Source organism: Methylobacterium fujisawaense (assembly GCF_039619325.1).
In the GTDB taxonomy this organism is placed as follows: domain Bacteria; phylum Pseudomonadota; class Alphaproteobacteria; order Rhizobiales; family Beijerinckiaceae; genus Methylobacterium; species Methylobacterium fujisawaense.
On sequence record NZ_CP155000.1, the window covers coordinates 6,106,333 to 6,123,631 of the forward strand.

At 70.5% G+C, this 17,299-nt stretch carries 15 protein-coding genes; 10 read left to right on the forward strand and 5 right to left on the reverse strand.

Translation table 11 applies throughout. The features are described from left to right. Window positions 1-51: 51 nt before the first annotated feature. From ABC766_RS29035 to ABC766_RS29045, 3 genes are all read left to right on the forward strand, one after another. Entirely contained in the window at window positions 52-2,442 is a 2,391-nt protein-coding gene (locus tag ABC766_RS29035; protein ID WP_179696632.1) for a PAS domain-containing hybrid sensor histidine kinase/response regulator, read from the forward strand. Further along, entirely contained in the window at window positions 2,439-2,720 is a 282-nt protein-coding gene (locus tag ABC766_RS29040) for a hypothetical protein (RefSeq protein WP_043352597.1), read from the forward strand. The genes ABC766_RS29035 and ABC766_RS29040 overlap by 4 nt, the downstream gene beginning before the upstream one ends. 858 nt (window positions 2,721-3,578) lie before the next feature. After that, window positions 3,579-5,936, forward strand: a complete 2,358-nt coding sequence (locus ABC766_RS29045) for a bifunctional diguanylate cyclase/phosphodiesterase (RefSeq protein ID WP_345820067.1) — start codon at window positions 3,579-3,581, stop codon at window positions 5,934-5,936. A 342-nt stretch (window positions 5,937-6,278) separates the two neighbouring features. Here the strand turns inward: ABC766_RS29045 and ABC766_RS29050 are convergent, their stop codons facing one another. After that, window positions 6,279-6,545, reverse strand: coding sequence for a GCG_CRPN prefix-to-repeats domain-containing protein (locus ABC766_RS29050; protein WP_051044832.1), 267 nt, complete (start codon window positions 6,543-6,545; stop codon window positions 6,279-6,281). A 118-nt stretch (window positions 6,546-6,663) separates the two neighbouring features. Continuing rightward, window positions 6,664-7,686, reverse strand: coding sequence for a P1 family peptidase (locus ABC766_RS29055; protein ID WP_345820068.1), 1,023 nt, complete (start codon window positions 7,684-7,686; stop codon window positions 6,664-6,666). Window positions 7,687-7,736: 50 nt separating this feature from the next. On the opposite strand from ABC766_RS29055, the gene ABC766_RS29060 reads away from it, so the two are divergent. Further along, window positions 7,737-8,663 (forward strand): NAD(P)-dependent oxidoreductase, encoded by a 927-nt coding sequence (locus ABC766_RS29060; RefSeq protein WP_345820069.1) that lies wholly within the window; start codon window positions 7,737-7,739, stop codon window positions 8,661-8,663. Between the two features lie 45 nt (window positions 8,664-8,708). On the opposite strand, the gene ABC766_RS29065 is transcribed toward ABC766_RS29060, so the two are convergent. Next, window positions 8,709-9,566 carry a S49 family peptidase gene (locus tag ABC766_RS29065; protein ID WP_345820070.1) on the reverse strand — a complete coding sequence of 286 codons (858 nt, stop codon included), beginning with the start codon at window positions 9,564-9,566 and terminating at the stop codon, window positions 8,709-8,711. Between the two features lie 219 nt (window positions 9,567-9,785). On the opposite strand from ABC766_RS29065, the gene ABC766_RS29070 reads away from it, so the two are divergent. The 6 genes from ABC766_RS29070 (at window position 9,786) to ABC766_RS29095 (ending at window position 15,224) form a co-directional block, all read left to right on the forward strand. Further along, window positions 9,786-10,103, forward strand: coding sequence for a hypothetical protein (locus tag ABC766_RS29070; protein WP_078947154.1), 318 nt, complete (start codon window positions 9,786-9,788; stop codon window positions 10,101-10,103). Between the two features lie 187 nt (window positions 10,104-10,290). Next, complete coding sequence (gyrA, locus tag ABC766_RS29075; protein ID WP_345820071.1) at window positions 10,291-13,053, forward strand: DNA gyrase subunit A; 2,763 nt, start codon at window positions 10,291-10,293, stop codon at window positions 13,051-13,053. A 61-nt stretch (window positions 13,054-13,114) separates the two neighbouring features. Continuing rightward, on the forward strand, window positions 13,115-13,618 hold the full coding sequence (gene coaD, locus ABC766_RS29080) for a pantetheine-phosphate adenylyltransferase (RefSeq protein ID WP_043352282.1): 504 nt from the start codon (window positions 13,115-13,117) through the stop codon (window positions 13,616-13,618). Window positions 13,619-13,634: 16 nt separating this feature from the next. Then, window positions 13,635-14,183, forward strand: a complete 549-nt coding sequence (locus ABC766_RS29085) for a peptidylprolyl isomerase (protein WP_043352284.1) — start codon at window positions 13,635-13,637, stop codon at window positions 14,181-14,183. A 7-nt stretch (window positions 14,184-14,190) separates the two neighbouring features. Continuing rightward, entirely contained in the window at window positions 14,191-14,688 is a 498-nt protein-coding gene (locus ABC766_RS29090) for a hypothetical protein (RefSeq protein ID WP_345820072.1), read from the forward strand. Between the two features lie 77 nt (window positions 14,689-14,765). Next, window positions 14,766-15,224: a peptidylprolyl isomerase gene (locus tag ABC766_RS29095; RefSeq protein WP_043352288.1), complete on the forward strand. Its 459-nt coding sequence runs from the start codon at window positions 14,766-14,768 to the stop codon at window positions 15,222-15,224. Window positions 15,225-15,418: 194 nt separating this feature from the next. Here the strand turns inward: ABC766_RS29095 and mobA are convergent, their stop codons facing one another. Both mobA and apbC read right to left on the reverse strand, forming a co-directional pair. Beyond that, the gene (gene mobA, locus ABC766_RS29100) at window positions 15,419-16,060 is read right to left on the reverse strand and encodes a molybdenum cofactor guanylyltransferase MobA (protein WP_345820073.1); all 642 of its coding nucleotides are present in this window, start codon (window positions 16,058-16,060) and stop codon (window positions 15,419-15,421) included. 4 nt (window positions 16,061-16,064) lie between these two features. Continuing rightward, window positions 16,065-17,213, reverse strand: coding sequence for an iron-sulfur cluster carrier protein ApbC (gene apbC, locus ABC766_RS29105; RefSeq protein WP_043352298.1), 1,149 nt, complete (start codon window positions 17,211-17,213; stop codon window positions 16,065-16,067). Window positions 17,214-17,299 lie beyond the last annotated feature (86 nt).

Consider the following 17,299-nt stretch of genomic DNA (forward strand, 5'->3'; position numbering starts at 1 on the left):
AATACTGGTATAGGCCGCCGCTGGGGCGGATGACGGGACAGCGTCGGGTCGATGAGCGAGACTGAGAGCGGCCCAGGATCCGTCACGGATGCCGATTACCGCAACCTCGCCGAGACGCTGCCGCAGCTCGCCTGGATCGCCGAGGCCGACGGCACGATCATCTGGTACAATCAGCGCTGGTACGATTTCACCGGAACGTCCCTCGAGGACATGCGGGGATGGGGCTGGCGCACGGTCCATCACCCGGATCACGTCGAGGCGGTGACCGAGCGCTACCGGGCCGCGATCACCCTGGGCCGGTCCTGGGAGGACACGTTCCCCCTGCGCGGGCGGGACGGGACCTATCGCTGGTTCCTGTCGAAGGCGCTGCCGCACCGGGACGAATCCGGGCGGATCCTGCGCTGGTACGGGACCAACACCGACATCACCGGCCGCCGCGCCATCGAGGAGCGCCTGCGCCATTCCGAGCAGCGGTTCCGGGCGCTGGTCGACGCCTCGGCGGCGGTGATCTGGAACACCAACGCGGCGGGCGAGCTGATGCCGCCGCAGGTCCGATGGAGCATCTATACCGGCCAGACCGAGGAGGCCTACCAGGGCTGGGGCTGGCTGGACGCCGTCCATCCCGAGGACCGGGGTCACGCGGCCGATGCCTGGGCCGCCTCCGTGGAGGCGCGGGCGCTCTACGAGGTCGAGTACCGGCTGCGCCGCCACGACGGGGCCTGGCGCACCATGGAGGTGCGCGGCGTGCCGGTCCTCGCCGAGGACGGTTCCCTCCGGGAATGGGTCGGCACCTGCGTCGACGTCACCGACCGGAAGGAGGCCGAGGAGGCGGTGGAGCGCGCCCGCCAGGCCGCCGAGGCGGCCAACCGGGCGAAGAGCCAGTTCATCGCCAACATGAGCCACGAGCTGCGCACGCCGCTCTCGGCGGTGATCGGCTATTCCGAGATGCTCGGCGAGGAGCTGGAGGATATCGGCCAGGCCGCCCTCCTGCCCGACCTGCGCAAGATCGAGGCGGCCGCGCGCCACCTGCTGTCGCTGATCAACGACGTCCTCGACATCTCGAAGATCGAGGCCGGCCGCATGACCGCCTCGGCCGAGACCTTCGCGGTGGCGGACCTGCTCCGCGATGTCGGCGATTCCACCGGTTCGCTGATGGAGAAGAAGGGCAACCGCTTCGTCCTCGATGCCGGCGAAGGGGCGGGCGCCGATCTCGGGTCCATGCACCAGGATCAGACCAAGATCCGCCAGTGCCTGGTGAACCTGCTCGGCAACGCCGCCAAGTTCACCGAGAAGGGGACGATCACCCTGACGGTACGGCGGCACCGGGAAGAGGGGGCGGACTGGCTGTCCTTCGCGGTCGCCGATACCGGGATCGGCATGACCGAAGCCCAGATCGGGCGGCTGTTCGAGCGTTTCGTCCAGGCCGACGACTCGACCACCCGCCAGTTCGGCGGCACGGGTCTCGGGCTCGCCATCACCCGCGCCTTCTGCGAGGCGATGGGCGGCGACATCGGCGTCACCAGCGTTCCGGGGGCGGGGGCGACCTTCACGGTCCGCCTGCCCGCGATCCTGAGCCCCGAGGATGCGCCGACGGCCGAGGCCGAGGCTCTCACGCCGGTGGAGCCGCACGAGGAGCACGAGACGGTGCTGCTGGTCGACGACGATCCGGCCGCCCGGGAGCTGCTCCAGCGCTTCCTGGAGCGCGAGGGCTTCCACGTCCGCAGCGCCAATGACGGCCGCGCCGGCCTGACGCTCGCCCGGGCGCTCCGGCCGCGGGCGATCCTGCTCGACGTCGAGATGCCCCGCATGGACGGCTGGGCGGTGCTTCACGCCGTGCGCAACGATCCCGAACTGGCCGGGACCCCGGTGATCATGACCTCGGTGGTGGCCGAGCAGGGGCTCGGCCAGGCGCTCGGCGCCACCGACTATTTCGTCAAGCCGATCGACTGGGACCGGCTCAAGGGCCTGATGGAGCGCTACCGGCCCGAGGCGCCGAACGAGGCACGGGTCCTCGTGGTGGATGACGATGCGGATGCCCGGGAGCGCCTGCGCCGCTCCCTCGGCCGGGAGGGCTGGACCGTCGACGAGGCGGAGAACGGCCGGATCGCCCTGGAACGCTTCAGCCAGGCGCGGCCGAGCCTGATCCTGCTCGACCTGATGATGCCCGAGATGGACGGGTTCGGCTTCCTGCGGGCGCTCCGCTCGCGGCCCGATGGCGACGTGCCCGTGGTGGTGCTGACCGCCAAGGAGATCACCACCGCCGAGAAGGAGAGCCTGAACCGGCAGGCCGACCGGGTGATCGCCAAGGGCTCCATGAGCCTCGCGGAGATCGGCCGGCAACTGCGCGTCCTCTACGCGCGTTCGGCGAACGAGCCGGTTCCGGGACAGCTTCAGGGCCTGCTCGCGCAGCTCGCGGAGCAGGAGGGCGGAGAGAGACCATGAGCGATCCCGGGATCGATGCGGACAAGGCGGTGGCCATCCGCCTGCGGGCACGGCTGGCGGTGGTGGAGCGGGCGGCGTGGTTCGGCCTCGTCCACGCCATGAAGACGCGGCCGGCCGAGACAGAAGCCTATTTCGCCTCCGAGCGGGCGCGCTGCACGGAGGGGTTCGGCAGCGGGGCCTGGGCCAAGGATCTCACCGACGCCGAGCGCCGGATGCTGGCCGCGGAGGTGGATGCCGGGCTGGCGCAGTTGCTGGAGGAGGCTCGCGCCGAGGTGTGAGGCGCCGCCGCCCCCTCGCGGGCGCGGCGAAGCCCTCCGGTTGCGCGACACCGGGAGGCCGCATTCGGTCGTGGTTCGCTTGGCCGCGCGCGAGGACGGCGCGGGCAGCATCGACCGGGATGCCGTGGCACTGCCCGTGCGGGACGACCCGCAGGCGGAAGCAGCATCACGCCTGCGCCGGTCAGCCCCGGAGCAGGGTGGGGACGGCGAAGATCTTTTGTAGATCCGGGCCAATCACACGCCATCGCGCATCGGCGCGACCGGCGTCCCGGCAAGGATCCGGCTCGGGCATCAACGTCGCCGTTCCAGCCGCCCGCGCGGCGATCACATCCATACGACGAATGCCCGACGTTCAATACAACAAATTGGCATAAATACTGTAAGTTCGGCCAACAAATGCGTTAGATAGCGACAGTAAAAATAGCCAGGCCGTCGCGAGACTCCAAGGTCCGGCCAAACCTGCCGGATCCGGCGCGGCATTCGCTATGTCTCAGACGGCGCGATTGGCCTTCTCACGAAAATTGAGATCGATCATTTCTTCGAGAACAATTCGAGACATCGCGAAGCACGAAAACATTCTTCCGGCCTAGTACCGACGGTATGGGTGGCTGGCTGTAGTCCTCAGTATTCCGGAACAGCGAATCGTCCGCGTTCACGCCCGGAGCTTCGACGTCGCGGAGGCTCGGAGCTCCGGCGGTCAAAACCGGCAGATTTTGACGCCGTTCGGCAGGACATCCGAGCTTGCCCGACACCTTCAATTTTTAGTTGTTACACCCGGCCGTCTATGGGGGTACGCCCAGAGAATTCTTCACGATGATGATTTAGTTTGCGCACATCTTTGTGGTGCATGATGATCCTATGGATCTCTTCGTCGCAGCCCTTCTGGACAGTCAGGCGGCCGGTTTCGCCCTGGCGGCGATGGTCATCTGCTTTTTCAGTGCGTGGCTGCTCGTCCACTTCATCCGGCAAGCGGAGAGCGCTTCGGCGCGTGTCAGGAGGCGCTGGCAACTCGGAACGGCCGTGGTTGCCGGGACCGGCGTTTGGACCACCCACTTCGTCGCGATGCTCGGGTACCGGACCGACCTCCTTCTGAATTACGAGGCGGCGACGACCCTGGGCTCCGCGGCCGTGGCCATTGTCGCAGTCGGCGGGCCGCTGGCCCTGTCGACGCAATGCGCGCGGACATGGACGCGCGCAGCAGCCGGCGCGGCGGCGGGCTTGGGGATCGGCGGCATGCACCTCATCGGCATGGCCGCGTTGAAGGGCTGCAGCCAAACGCAATCGCCCGACCTCGACATCCTGGCGAGCCTCATCGGCGGCATCTGTATGGCGTTGGCTCGGACCGTGGCGCGACATACCCGTCCACCGTTCGTCACCCTGTTTCTCATCGTGTCCGCGGTCTGCGGCACGCACTTCATCTCCATCGCCGGCACCACGCTGGTCGGAGCGCGGTCCGATCAGCTCCTGCCGATCATGCAGGTCCAACTCGCTGCCCTCGCCGCGACGGGCGCCGCCATCCTCCTGCTCGGCACACTGCTCGCCCTGCTGGTTGCCAAGCGCTTCGAGGGGCAGGAGGCCACGCATGCGCAAATCCTGGCGACGACATTGCAGAACATGTCGAACGGGATCCTGAAGGTTTCCGGCGCCGAAGTCGTCGAGTTGTACAACGAGAAACTGTGCACGATGCTCAACCTGCCGCCGGGGAGCATGGCCCGAGGCATGAGCTTATCGACCTTTCTGGATGTGACCGGCCGCGCCAATGCCTGGGACGAAACCCGCATCGCGCGGGTGCTGGCGAATCATCGGACCTGGATGGCCCGGAGCGAGGAGACGCTCGTCGAGCATACCTTCGACGACGGCCGGATCCTGTCCATCGCCTGCCAGCCCATCGACGATGGCGCGGTGCTGACCTTCGACGATGTTTCGCGGGAGAAGCAGGCGCAGCGAGAGATCCTGCACCTCGCCTACCGTGATCCCCTCACGGGTCTGGCAAATCGCCGCTCGCTCATCGAACACATGGCGCTCGTCCATGAGACCGGACAGGCCTTCACGCTCCTGCTGATCGATCTCGATCGGTTCAAGGCGGTCAACGACACGTTCGGTCACGGCGTCGGCGATCGCCTGCTCGTCACCGTTGCCGCGCGCCTGCGCGCCCTAGCGGGCGCGTCAGGGTTCGTGGCGCGCCTGGGCGGCGACGAGATGGCCGTGGTCACACAGGATGCCGATGCAGCGAGCCGCCTGGCCGAAGACATCATCGTGGACGTCGAGAAGCCGTACGCCTTCAACGACCTCACGGTCATGGTCGGTTGCAGCATCGGCTTGAGCGACAACGCGGATCGGTCGAGTCCGGAAGAGCTGCTGCAGCGCGCCGACATCGCTCTGTACGAGGCGAAGCGTCACGGACGAGGACGCGCAGCGCATTACGCATCGGGCATGATGGAGGCCGTCGCCGAGCGCCACACCCTGGAGAACGACATCCGGATCGCCTTGACGGAGGGGCAATTTCATCTCGCCTACCAGCCCATCATGGCCCTCGCCGATGACGCTGTCGTCGGCTTCGAGGCGCTGATCCGGTGGCAGCATCCGACGCGGGGGCTCGTCGCGCCGGCAAGCTTCATCCCGGTGGCGGAAGAGACGGGGCTGATTGTGCCGATCGGGACCTGGGTGCTGGGCGAGGCGTGCCGCCAAGCCACCCGCTGGCAGCCGCATCAGCATGTCGCCGTGAACGTGTCGGCCGTCCAGTTCCGCTCGCCGATGCTTCTCGCCCACATCACCGCAGCTCTGGCCGAGAGCGGGTTGCCGCCGCACCGGTTGGAGATCGAGTTGACGGAGACGGCGCTGGTCGAGGACGGGCGTCAGATCGCCCACACCCTCTCCGCCCTGCGCCAGCTCGGTCTGAAGATCGCGATGGATGATTTCGGGACCGGTTACTCGTCCCTCGCACACCTGCGCGATCTGCCTCTGGACCGGATCAAGATCGATCGCAGCTTCGTAGCGGCCGCACTGACGGACAACCACTCGATGGCGGTGATCAAGGCGATCACCCAGATGGGCCGCGACATGAACATCCTCACCCTTGCCGAAGGGGTCGAGGATGCGGATCAACTGGCGCTTCTCAGGCGACTGGGCTGCGATGCCGTCCAGGGTTACCTGATCGGGCGCCCGGAACGACCAGCGTCATCGCCGCCGCCCGCAATGGCGAGCCGCGCGCTCTAAGGTCGGTGGGACCGTCGGTCACGCTCGGCTCCTCCGAAGGCGGGCCACCGATCCGCAGAAAGCGTCCGAGCCGGCCTGCACGCAGACGCGCCGCCTCGAAACTGAAACGACCGGCCTGAGCGCGGGGGCCGGCACCGCCGCCGACATGGCACGCGGGCCGCAAGACACCGGTCCCGCAGCAAGCCCGGGGCTCGGGGCCGCGTCCGAGCCGCCACGCGGGTCCGAGCCTCCCGGCGTCTCGCCAGCGTGCGGTTCCGTTCCGCTCGCCCCGAAGGCACTCCAGTCGGACCCGACGCCGTCGTGCGTCGGCGCCGCCCCGGCGGGCGGCACCGACGCCATCGCTCAGCGGTGGCAGAAGCCCCGCGGGCCGCGGTAGAGGCCGGGCGGGCAGCCGCGGGGCGCGCCGGTCATGGCGCGGCGCATCGCACCACGCGGACCGCGGTTCAGGCGGCAGCCGCCATACGGCCCGCGATGCGCGCCGAACCCGCACCCGCCGCGCACGAGGGTGACCGAGGCGTCGCCGCCGGACAGCGGCGCCACGGGCATCGCCTGGGCGCCGCCGGCGAACAGTGCGACGGACGCGGCGATGATCAGGCCGGTCATTTTCATGAAGAATCCTCCCGTTTGGCACAGGTCGCGGCCCGGCGCGATCCGAGCCACGACACGGCCTTCGGCCGCGCCCTGTAACCCCGGTCCTGCCGCTTCGTTCCGGAACGGGCGTGGCGGATCAGGCGCCGTAGAGGTCGCGCCAGGCCGGCGGAAGCCCCGCACCCGCCAGAGGCGGCGACGGCGCGAGCCCCGGCAGGCTCGTCGCGGCGAACACCCCGCGCGCCACGGTCCGGGCCAGGACCCGCGCGGCGACATCTCCGAGGCGAGCGAGGTCCACCACCGGGTCGGCAAGGGGCACGGCGCCGGTCGCCACGGCGAAGACCAGATCGCCGTCGAGCGGCGTATGGGCCGGCACGAGGGCGCGGGCGAGGCCGTCCTGCGCCGCCACCGCGAGGCGCCGGCACTGCGCCTTGGTCAGCGCCGCGTCGGTCGCCACGACGGCGAGCGTCGTGGCGGCGCCGGGCAGCGCGCGCATCGGGAAGGCGTGGGCTTCGGCGGGAACAAGGGCCGGCGCGCCCAGGCCGCCGAACTCGTCACCCTCCTCGAAGGGCGCGGCCCAGAAATGCGGGCCGTCGCCGACGGTCGCGTTGCCGAAGGCGTTCACGGCGGCGAGGGCCCCGACCCGGAAGTCCGTGCCCGGTACCCGCGCCGAGGCGGATCCGATCCCGCCCTTGAGCCGACCCGTGCGCGCGCCGGTCCCGGCCCCGACGGAGCCCAGGGCGAAGTCCGCGGCCGCAGCCGCGGCGGCCGCGAAGCCCAGTTCGCGGTAGGGCGGGTAGCGCCCCCAGGCCTTGTCGCCGCCGTTGGGCAGATCGAACAGGATCGCGCCGGGAACGATCGGCACCCGCATGCCGCCGACCGGGAAGCCGCGCCCGGCCTCGGCGAGCCACGCCGTCACCCCGGCCGCCGCGTCGAGACCGAAGGCCGAGCCCCCGGACAGGACGAGGGCGTCGATCCGTTCCACGGTGCGTTCGGGATCGAGCAGGTCGGTCTCGCGGGTGCCCGGCCCGCCGCCGCGCACGTCGACGGAGGCGACCACCGGATCGTCGAACAGGATCGCCGTGACGCCGCTCGCAAGCCGCAGATCGGTGGCGTGACCGACCCGCAGGCCGGGGATGTCGGTGATGCGATTCTGCAGCATGGGTCGAGCTTGCCACGGCCGGCGATCGGCGCAAATCCGGCCGGGCGCCGTTGACCGCCGCGCGGGGTTACCCAGGTTGGCAGGCGGCAGAGCGCGTCGAGGAGCACGGCATGGACGTTGGATTCATCGGATTGGGGCGGATGGGTCGCGCCATGGCCGCCAACCTCGCGCGGGCGGGTCACACGGTCCGCGCCTGGAACCGCTCGCCCGAGGCCGCGCGCGGCATCGACGGCGTCACCCCGGTGGCGAGCGCCGCCGAGGCCTTCGCCGGCGACGCGGTCATCACCATGCTGGCCGACGACGCGGCGCTCGAAGCCGTGATCGTGGCCGGCGGCCTGCTCGACCGGCCGGAGCGCCCGGGCCTGCACATCGGCATGAGCACGATCTCGGTGGCGCTCGCCCGGCAGCTCGCCGCCGTGCACGAGCGGGCGGGCGTCCCCTACATCGCGGCGCCGGTCTTCGGGCGGCCGGACGTGGCGGAGGCCGGCAAGCTCAACATCGTGGCGGCGGGGGCGGCGGCCCTGATCGACCGCGCGGGCCCGCTCCTCGACGCCATGGGTGCCAGGACCTGGCGTTTCGGCGACGACCCGGCGCGGGCGAACGCCGTCAAGCTCGCCGGCAACTTCATGCTGATCTCGGCGATCGAGGCCATGGCGGAGGCCTGTGCCCTCACGGAGGGCCACGGCGTCCCGGGCGCCGACTTCCTCGACCTGATGACCAACACGCTGTTCGCCGCGCCGGTCTACAAGGGCTACGGCGCCTCGATCGCGCAGAACCGCTACGAGCCGCCGGGCTTCCTCCTCAAGCTCGGGGCCAAGGACATGCGGCTCGCCCTCCAGGCCGCCGAGGGCGCGGGGGTGCCGATGCCCTTCGCGAGCGTGCTGCGCGACGGCCTCATCGAGGCGATCAGCCACGGCGACGGCGAGAAGGATCTCGCGGCGCTCGCCCGCGTCTCCGCACGGCGTGCAGGGCGGTAGCGGATCTCCGAAGGGCACCGAAGCGCGAAGCCCTCCGGCCCCGTCTCAGAGCCCGTAACGGGCGAAGGCTGCGCGCTCCGCGACGGCGGCCATCGCCCCCTCGGCGAGTTCGATCCCGCCCGGCGCGCCGCCCCGGCGCAGCAGGCGGGAGACGAGGCCGCCCCGGGCCTCGGCGACGAGGCGCAGGTCGACCGTCTCGCCGAAGCGGGCGCGCATCGCGGTGCGCAGGTCGCCGAGCGCATCGACGAGACCGAGGGGCAGCGCCTGCCGCCCGGTCCAGACCGCGCCGGTGAACAGGTTCTCGGTGCGGGCCAGGGTCGGGCGCCGGGCGGTGACGAGGCCGGTGAACAGGTCCTGCACGTCGGCCTGGATGCGCTTCAGGCGCTCCACGTCGGCGGGATCCTCCGGGCGGAACGGGTCGAGCATCGACTTCGCCTCGCCCTGCGTATGAACGCGACGCTCGACGCCGAGCTTCTCCAGCAGGCCATGGAAGCCGAACCCCGACGAGACGACGCCGATGGAGCCGACGATCGAGGTCGGATCGGCGACGATCTCGTCGGCCGCGCAGGCGATCATGTAGCCGCCGGAGGCCGCGACATCCTCCACGAAGGCGATGACCGGCAGACGCTTCTCCTCGGCGAGGGCCCGGATGCGGCGGTGGATCAGGTGCGACTGCGCCGGTGAACCGCCCGGCGAGTTGATCAGCAGCGCCACCGCCTTGACCCCCGGCATCCCGAAGGCCCGCTCGAGGCTGCCCGCCACGCCGCTGATCGAGAGGCCCGGACGGATCGGAGACACCGCCCCGATGGTGCCGGAGAGCCGGACCACGGCGACCCGCGGACGGCGATCCCTGAAGCGGCGCGGCAGGAGGGCGCGGACGGAGTCTGGGAACGCGAACGCCATGGGAGTCTTACGCGGCTCGTCGAAGGACCGGGCGGGGGACGGCCCGGATGCGCCTGTCCGGAAACTGGGCGCTTTGCCGCCGCACGCAAGGGCGGCGCATCTGCGCAGTCAGAACGGATCGAACCGTTTGCCGACCTTGGCCGTTTCCGGCGACGGCGCGAGCCTCGTGCCGGCCCGGATCCGCTGGACTCGGACGGGTGCTCACACGGGAGAGAAACGATGCGACCCTGGCCAATCCTGGTCCTCCTCGCCGCCCTGCTCGGCGGGCTGGCGAGTGCGCCTGCGCGCGCGGCGCCCCTGCCGGTCCCGGCGAGCGCCGAGGCCGCAGCGCCCGCCCCCGCCGTGCAGCAGGCCCGCTGGCACTACCGGCGCCACTGGCACCGGCACCATCATTGGCGCCGTCACTGGCATCACCGCCGCCACCATTGGCACCGCCGTCACCATTGGCACCGGCACCACCATTTCCGCCGTCACTGGCACCGCCACCACGTCTGGCACGGCCGCCGTTTCGGTCCCCGGCACGTGACGTTCTACTGAGCGAAGCCCCCCGCGTCCCGGCCCGATCCGGCCGGGACGCGGCCTCGCGGGCGACCTTGCGGGCGGCCTCGGAAAACCTTATTTAACCGTCTGATATCACTGCTCTTCCGTAAGGCCGTTGCGGCGCATCGCGCGCCGCCTGGCCGCCGCGAGCACCGCCCGTCCGGGCCTCAGAACGGAAATCGACTTGGCCGAGAACGATCCGACTGGCGCCGCCCCGCCCGCCAGCGACATCCGCCCCGTCTCCATCACCGACGAGATGCGCCGCTCCTACCTCGATTACGCGATGAGCGTGATCGTGAGCCGGGCGCTTCCCGACGCCCGGGACGGTCTCAAGCCGGTCCACCGGCGCATCCTCTACTCCGCCTTCGAATCCGGGCACCTGCCCGAGCGGAAATACGTCAAGTCGGCGCGCATCGTCGGCGACGTGATCGGTCTCTACCACCCGCACGGCGACCAATCGATCTACGACGCCCTCGTGCGGATGGCGCAGGACTTCTCCATGCGCCTCATGCTCATCGACGGGCAGGGCAATTTCGGCTCGGTGGACGGCGATCCGCCGGCCGCCATGCGCTACACCGAATCGCGGCTGGCCAAGCCCGCCACCGCGCTGCTCACCGACATCGACAAGAACACCGTCGATTTCGGACCGAACTACGACGAGTCGCGCGAGGAGCCGACCGTCCTCCCGGCCCGCTTCCCGAATCTCCTCGTCAACGGCGCCGGCGGCATCGCGGTCGGCATGGCCACCAACATCCCGCCGCACAATCTCGGCGAGTTGATCGACGCCTGCGTGGCCCTGATCGACGATCCGGGCCTGACCATCGAGCAGCTCACCGAGATCGTGCCCGGCCCGGACTTCCCCACCGGCGGCATGATCCTCGGCCGCGCCGGCACGCGCCAGGCCTACGCGACGGGGCGCGGCTCGGTGATCATGCGCGCCAAGTCGCATGTCGAGGAGCTGCGCAAGGAGCGCGAGGCGCTGATCTTCACCGAGATCCCCTATCAGGTGAACAAGGCGACGCTCGTCGAGAAGATTGCCGAGCTGGTGAAGGAAAAGCGCGTCGAGGGCATCTCGGACCTGCGCGACGAATCCGACCGGACGGGCATGCGCATCGTCGTCGAGATCAAGCGCGACGCCATGGCCGACGTGGTGCTGAACCAGCTCTACCGGTTCACGCCGCTGCAATCCTCCTTCGGCTGCAACATGGTGGCGCTGAACGGCGGCCGCCCCGAGCTGATGAACCTGAAGGACCTGCTCGAGGCCTTCGTGGATTTCCGCGAGGAGGTCGTCTCCCGCCGGACCAAGTTCCTCCTCGGCAAGGCCCGCGAGCGGGCGCACGTCTTGTGCGGCCTCGCCATCGCGGTCGCCAACATCGACGAGGTGATCCGCCTGATCCGGACCTCGCCGGACCCGAACACGGCCCGCGAGTCCCTGATGGGCCGTGACTGGCCGGCCCACGACATCGCGCCGCTGATCGCCCTGGTGGACGATCCGCGCCATCGGGTCGCCGAGGACGGCACCTACCGCCTGTCCGAGACCCAGGCCCGCGCCATCCTCGACCTGCGCCTGCAGCGCCTCACGGCTCTGGGCCGCGACGAGGTGGGCGACGAGTTGAAGACGCTCGCCGACGAGATCGCCGACTATCTCGACATCCTGCGCTCGCGGGTGCGCATCCAGACCATCGTGAAGCAGGAGCTCATCGAGGTCCGCGAGCAATTCGCTACCCCGCGCCGGACCGAGATCGTCGACTTCGACGGCAGCGTCGAGGACGAGGACCTGATCGCCCGCGAGGACATGGTGGTGACCGTGTCACATGCCGGCTACGTGAAGCGCGTGCCGCTCTCGACCTACCGGGCCCAGCGCCGCGGCGGCAAGGGCCGCTCCGGCATGGCGACCCGCGACGAGGATTTCGTCACCCGCCTGTTCGTGGCCAACACCCACACGCCGGTGCTGTTCTTCTCCAGCCAGGGCCAGGCCTACAAGGAGAAGGTCTGGCGCCTGCCGATGGCCGCCCCGAACGCCCGCGGCAAGGCGCTGGTGAACATCCTGCAGTTGCAGGACACCTCCGAGCGCATCACCACGATCATGCCGCTGCCCGAGGACGAGGCGTCCTGGGAGACGCTGGACGTAATGTTCGCGACCGCGAGCGGAAACGTCCGGCGCAACAAGCTGTCGGACTTCACCACGGTGAACCGCAACGGCAAGATCGCCATGAAGCTCGATCCCGGCGACCACATCGTCCATGTCGAGATCTGCCGTCCGGACCAGAACGTGCTGCTGACCACGGCGCTCGGCCAGTGCATCCGCTTCCCCGTCGAGGACGTGCGCGTCTTCAAGGGCCGCGATTCGACCGGCGTGCGCGGCATCCAGCTCGCCAAGGACGACCGGGTCATCTCGATGACGATCCTGAACGCCTTCGACGCCACCGCGGAGGAGCGGGCCGGCTACCTGAAGATGCGTCGCGCCGTGACCGGCGAGGCGGAGGAGAACGGCGAGTCGGAGGCCGAGGACGGCGCCGAGGCCGCGGCGATCTCGCTGGACCGCTACAACGAGATGGGGGCGGCCGAGCAATACGTGCTCACCCTGTCGGAGCGGGGCTACGGCAAGCGCTCCTCGTCGTTCGAATACCGGACCTCGGGACGCGGCGGAAAGGGCATCACGGCGATGCGGGTCAATGCCCGCAACGGCAGCCTCGTGGCGTCCTTCCCGGTGGAGGCCTCGGACCAGATCATGCTGGTCACCGATGGCGGCCAGCTGATCCGCGTGCCGGTGGACGACATCCGCATCGTCGGCCGCGCCTCGCAGGGCGTGACGGTGTTCAACACCGCCAAGGACGAGAAGGTCGTCTCGGTGGAGCACATCGAGGGCGAGGACGAAACCAACGGCGAAGCCGGGCAGGAGCCCGGCATCGAGGGCAGCATCGAGGGCGGTCCCGAGGAGGCATGAGGCTCCGGCCGTCCCGCCCCGAGGTTCCGTCCCGCGCAAAAATGCTCTAGGTCGGGTCGCGATGACCCGCACTGCCCTCTATGCCGGCTCGTTCGACCCGGTCACGAACGGCCATCTCGACGTGGTCCGCCAGGCCTGCCGGCTGGTGGACCGCCTCGTGATCGCCATCGGCGTGCATCCCGGCAAGGCGCCGCTGTTCTCCGCCGAGGAGCGGGCGGCGCTCCTGACCGAGACCTGCGGGCCGGTGGCGCAGGAGGAGGGCGCGACGCTGGAGATCGTGACCTTCAACGATCTCGCCGTCTCGGCCGCCCGGCGCTGCGGTGCCGCGCTGTTCATCCGCGGCCTGCGCGACGGCACCGACCTCGACTACGAGATGCAGCTCGCCGGCATGAACGGCGCCATGGCGCCGGAGGTGCAGACCGTGTTCCTGCCGGCCTCGATCCAAGTGCGCCCGATCACAGCGACGCTGGTGCGCCAGATCGCCGGCATGGGGGGCGACGTCTCGCCCTTCGTGCCCGCCGCCGTGGCCGCGCGCCTCCGGCAGCGCTTCGCCGCCCATTCCTGAGACTGGAAGGACTTCGATGAACCGACGCCACGCCCTCCTCGCGCTCGCCCTCACGCTCGGCACGGCCCCGGCGGCCTGGGCTGCCGACGCCAACACCGTCTACCTCCAGACCAAGGACGGGCGGATCACCATCGAGCTGCGGCCGGATCTGGCGCCCAAGCACGTCAAGCAGATCAAGACGCTGGTCTCGCAGGGCTTCTACAACGGCCTCAAGTTCCACCGGGTGATCGACGGCTTCATGGCCCAGACCGGCGATCCGAAGGGCAACGGCACCGGCGGCTCCAGCCTGCCGAACATCCCGGCGGAATTCACGCAATCGGCCCAGTTCCGCCGCGGCACCGTGGGCATGGCCCGCTCGCAGGATCCGAACTCGGCGAACTCGCAGTTCTTCATCTGCCTCGGCGACGCGCCGTTCCTGAACGGCCAGTACACGATCGTCGGCAACGTCACGGACGGGCTCGACGTGCTCGACAAGATCAAGAAGGCCGCCCCCGGCGCGCCCGGCGGCGCCGTGCAGGACCCCGACAAGATCGTCAGCATGACCCTCGCCGAGAAGGCCAAGTAGCGGCCGCATGCCGGGTCGGCGCGCCGCCTCGCTCCTCTTGGTGAGCTTGATCCCGGCGGCCGCCGCGGCCTATGACGGCGCCCCCTTCTACGGCTACGCCGACGAGCCGGGGGGCGGCTATCCGCTGAGCCTGCCCCAGACCCTGCGCGCGACGATCGCGGTGCCGGTGTCGCGGATGGCGACGCGGCCCGCCGACACCCTGGCCGAGCTCTATCCGGCGCTCGCCGCCTGCTGGCAGGCGCCGGGCGGCCTCGCCCGCCCGGGCGGCGGGGCCGGCGATATCGAGATCACCGTGCGGCTCGCGTTGCGGCGCGACGGGAGCCTGATCGGCCCGCCGCGCGTCACATACGCGGCGGGCGCCGCGGGCGATCAGCGGACCGCTCTGGTGCGCGGCACCCTCGACGCCCTGGCGCGCTGCACCCCGGTCCACATCACGGCGGGCCTGGGCCGGGCCATCGCGGGCCGGCCGGTGGCGCTCCGCTTCGTCTACCGCCCGCCGGCCTGAGGGCCGTCGCACCCGTTACGGGCGCTGGCCGGATCCGGCGCGCGCCGATACAGTTCCCCCAACCGGAAGGAAAGACTATGGCCGACAACGAGACCATCGTACTGGAGACCACCAAGGGCCGCGTCGTCATCGCGCTGCGTCCCGACCTCGCCCCGGGCCATGTCGAGCGGATCAAGACGCTCGCCGCCCAGGGCTTCTACGACGGCGTGCCGTTCCACCGGGTGATCGACGGGTTCATGGCCCAGACGGGCGACCCGACGGGCACCGGCTCGGGCGGTTCGGACCTGCCGGACCTGAAGGCCGAGTTCAACGCCGAGCCGCACGTGCGCGGCACCTGCTCCATGGCGCGGACCAACTTCCCGCATTCGGCGAACTCGCAGTTCTTCATCTGCTTCGACGACGCCCGCTTCCTCGACAAGCAGTACACGGTGTGGGGCAAGGTCGTGGAAGGCATGGACGTCGTCGACACGATCAACAAGGGCGAGCCGCCGCGCTCGCCGGACAAGATCGTGAAGGCGACCGTCGGCGCCGCCTGAGGCTGAACGGGACGCTGGGCCGCCCGCAGCCTGCGGGCGGCCTCGCACCGCCCGTCCACGCCCTCTTCCTGAGATGCCCGCGGCAGCAGGCCTCGGACGGCGCGCTCCAGCCGGTGCGCGATCAGCCCGCCTTCGCGGTCTCCACTGCGCTTCGGCTCCTCAGGATGAGGGCCTATCCAGGATCCGGATCGGGCTCACGCGCCCGCAGATGGCCCGATCTCCAGACCGGCGGCTTCCGATCTCGCCGCGTCTTCCGCCGCGGCCAGATCCTCCGGCGTGTTGACGTTGAGGAACGGGTCCACCGGCTCGACCGGCCAGGACGCCACCGCTGCGCCATGGCGGTCGATGAAGGCGCCGACGCGGCGCTCGCCGCGCCCCAGATAGTCCCGCAGGTCGTCGCGCAGAATCGTCGGCCAGAGGGCGATCGTGAAGTGCCGCCGCGCGCCCGAGGCAGCCAGGGCAATGCCCGATTCAGGGCCGGCCGCGCATAGCCGCGCCACCAGATCCTCCGGCAGGAAGGGCGCGTCGCCCGACACGCTCACCACCCGCGCCATCCCATGTCCTGCGGCGTGTTCCAGCCCGGCGAGGATGCCGGCGAGCGGGCCCGGCTGATCCGGCAGCGGATCCGGCAGGACCGGCCCGGGAAACCCGGAAAACCGGGCCGTGTCGCCGTTGGCGCTGAGGGCGAGCCCCGCCCCGCATTGCGGCCCGAGCCGTTCGACCACCCGCTCCAGCAGGGTCCGCCCGTCGAGGCGGAGCAGCGGCTTGTCGCCCCCGCCCATCCGCCGCGCCTGCCCGCCGGCCAGGATCAGGCCCAGGACCGGAGGGGCGGGCACGTGCTCACTCGAAGACGATCTTCGGCGCCGTCCGCCCGGCCGGCGCACCGGACAGGTTCGCCCAGAGCTGGGCGGCGATCTCCCGATAGACCTTCGCGTGCGGCCCGTCCGGGTCGGTGGCCACCACCGGCCGGCCGGAATCCGAAGTCTCCCGGATGGTCATGTCGAGGGGCACCTCGCCGAGGAACGGCACGCCGAGACGCTGCGCCTCGATGCGCGCGCCGCCATGTCCGAAGATGTGCGAGGCGTGGCCGCAATTCGGGCAGACGAAGGTCGCCATGTTCTCGATCACGCCGAGGATCGGCACCGCGACCTTCTTGAACATGGTGACGCCGCGCCGGGCATCGATCAGCGCGAGGTCCTGGGGTGTGGAGACGATCACGGCGCCCGAGAGCGGCGTCGCCTGCGCCATGGTGAGCTGCGCGTCACCGGTACCGGGCGGCATGTCGACGAGGAGCACGTCGAGCTCGCCCCAGAGCACGTCCCGCAGCATCTGGGTGATGGCCGACTGCACCATCGGGCCGCGCCAGATCATGGCCGTCTCGGGCTCGATCAGGAAGCCGATCGACATGACCTTGAGCCCGTAGCCGACCATCGGCTCCATGGCCTTGTTGTCCACGACGGTGGGCTTGCCCGAGAGGCCGAACAGCTTGGGCACCGACGGGCCGTAGATGTCGGCGTCGAGGAGGCCGACCTTCAGCCCCTGGGCCTGGAGCGCCAGGGCGAGGTTGCAGGCGGTGGTGGACTTGCCGACGCCGCCCTTGCCGGAGGCCACCGCCACGATGTGGCGCACGCCCGCGATCTGCGGACCCTGGTTCGGCGGCGCGCCGGGCCGCGGCGGGGCGACCGGCGGCGGCGTCACGGGACGCGGGGCGGCGCTGCTCTGCGCCGGATGGCTCTGGCTCCGCTCGGAGGTGAGGCTCGCGAACACGCCCGAGACGCCCGGCATCTGCAGGACGCGCCCTTCCGCCTGCCGCCGCACCGGCTCGAACCGCTCGGCCTCGCTGGGATCGACCAGGATCGAGAACATCACCCGGTTGTTCGGATCGACCACGACCTGGGAGAGCCGGCCGGAGCCCGGCAGGGTGGTGCCGGCGGCATCGACGGTGACGCTGGCGAGCGCCTTCAGCACGTCGTCGCGGGTAATCGCCAAGATGTCCTCCAGCGGGCAAACAAGTATGCCCGTGCATGTAACCGAGCGGGCCGAGAACACCAGACCCCGCGTCCTCAATCGACGAC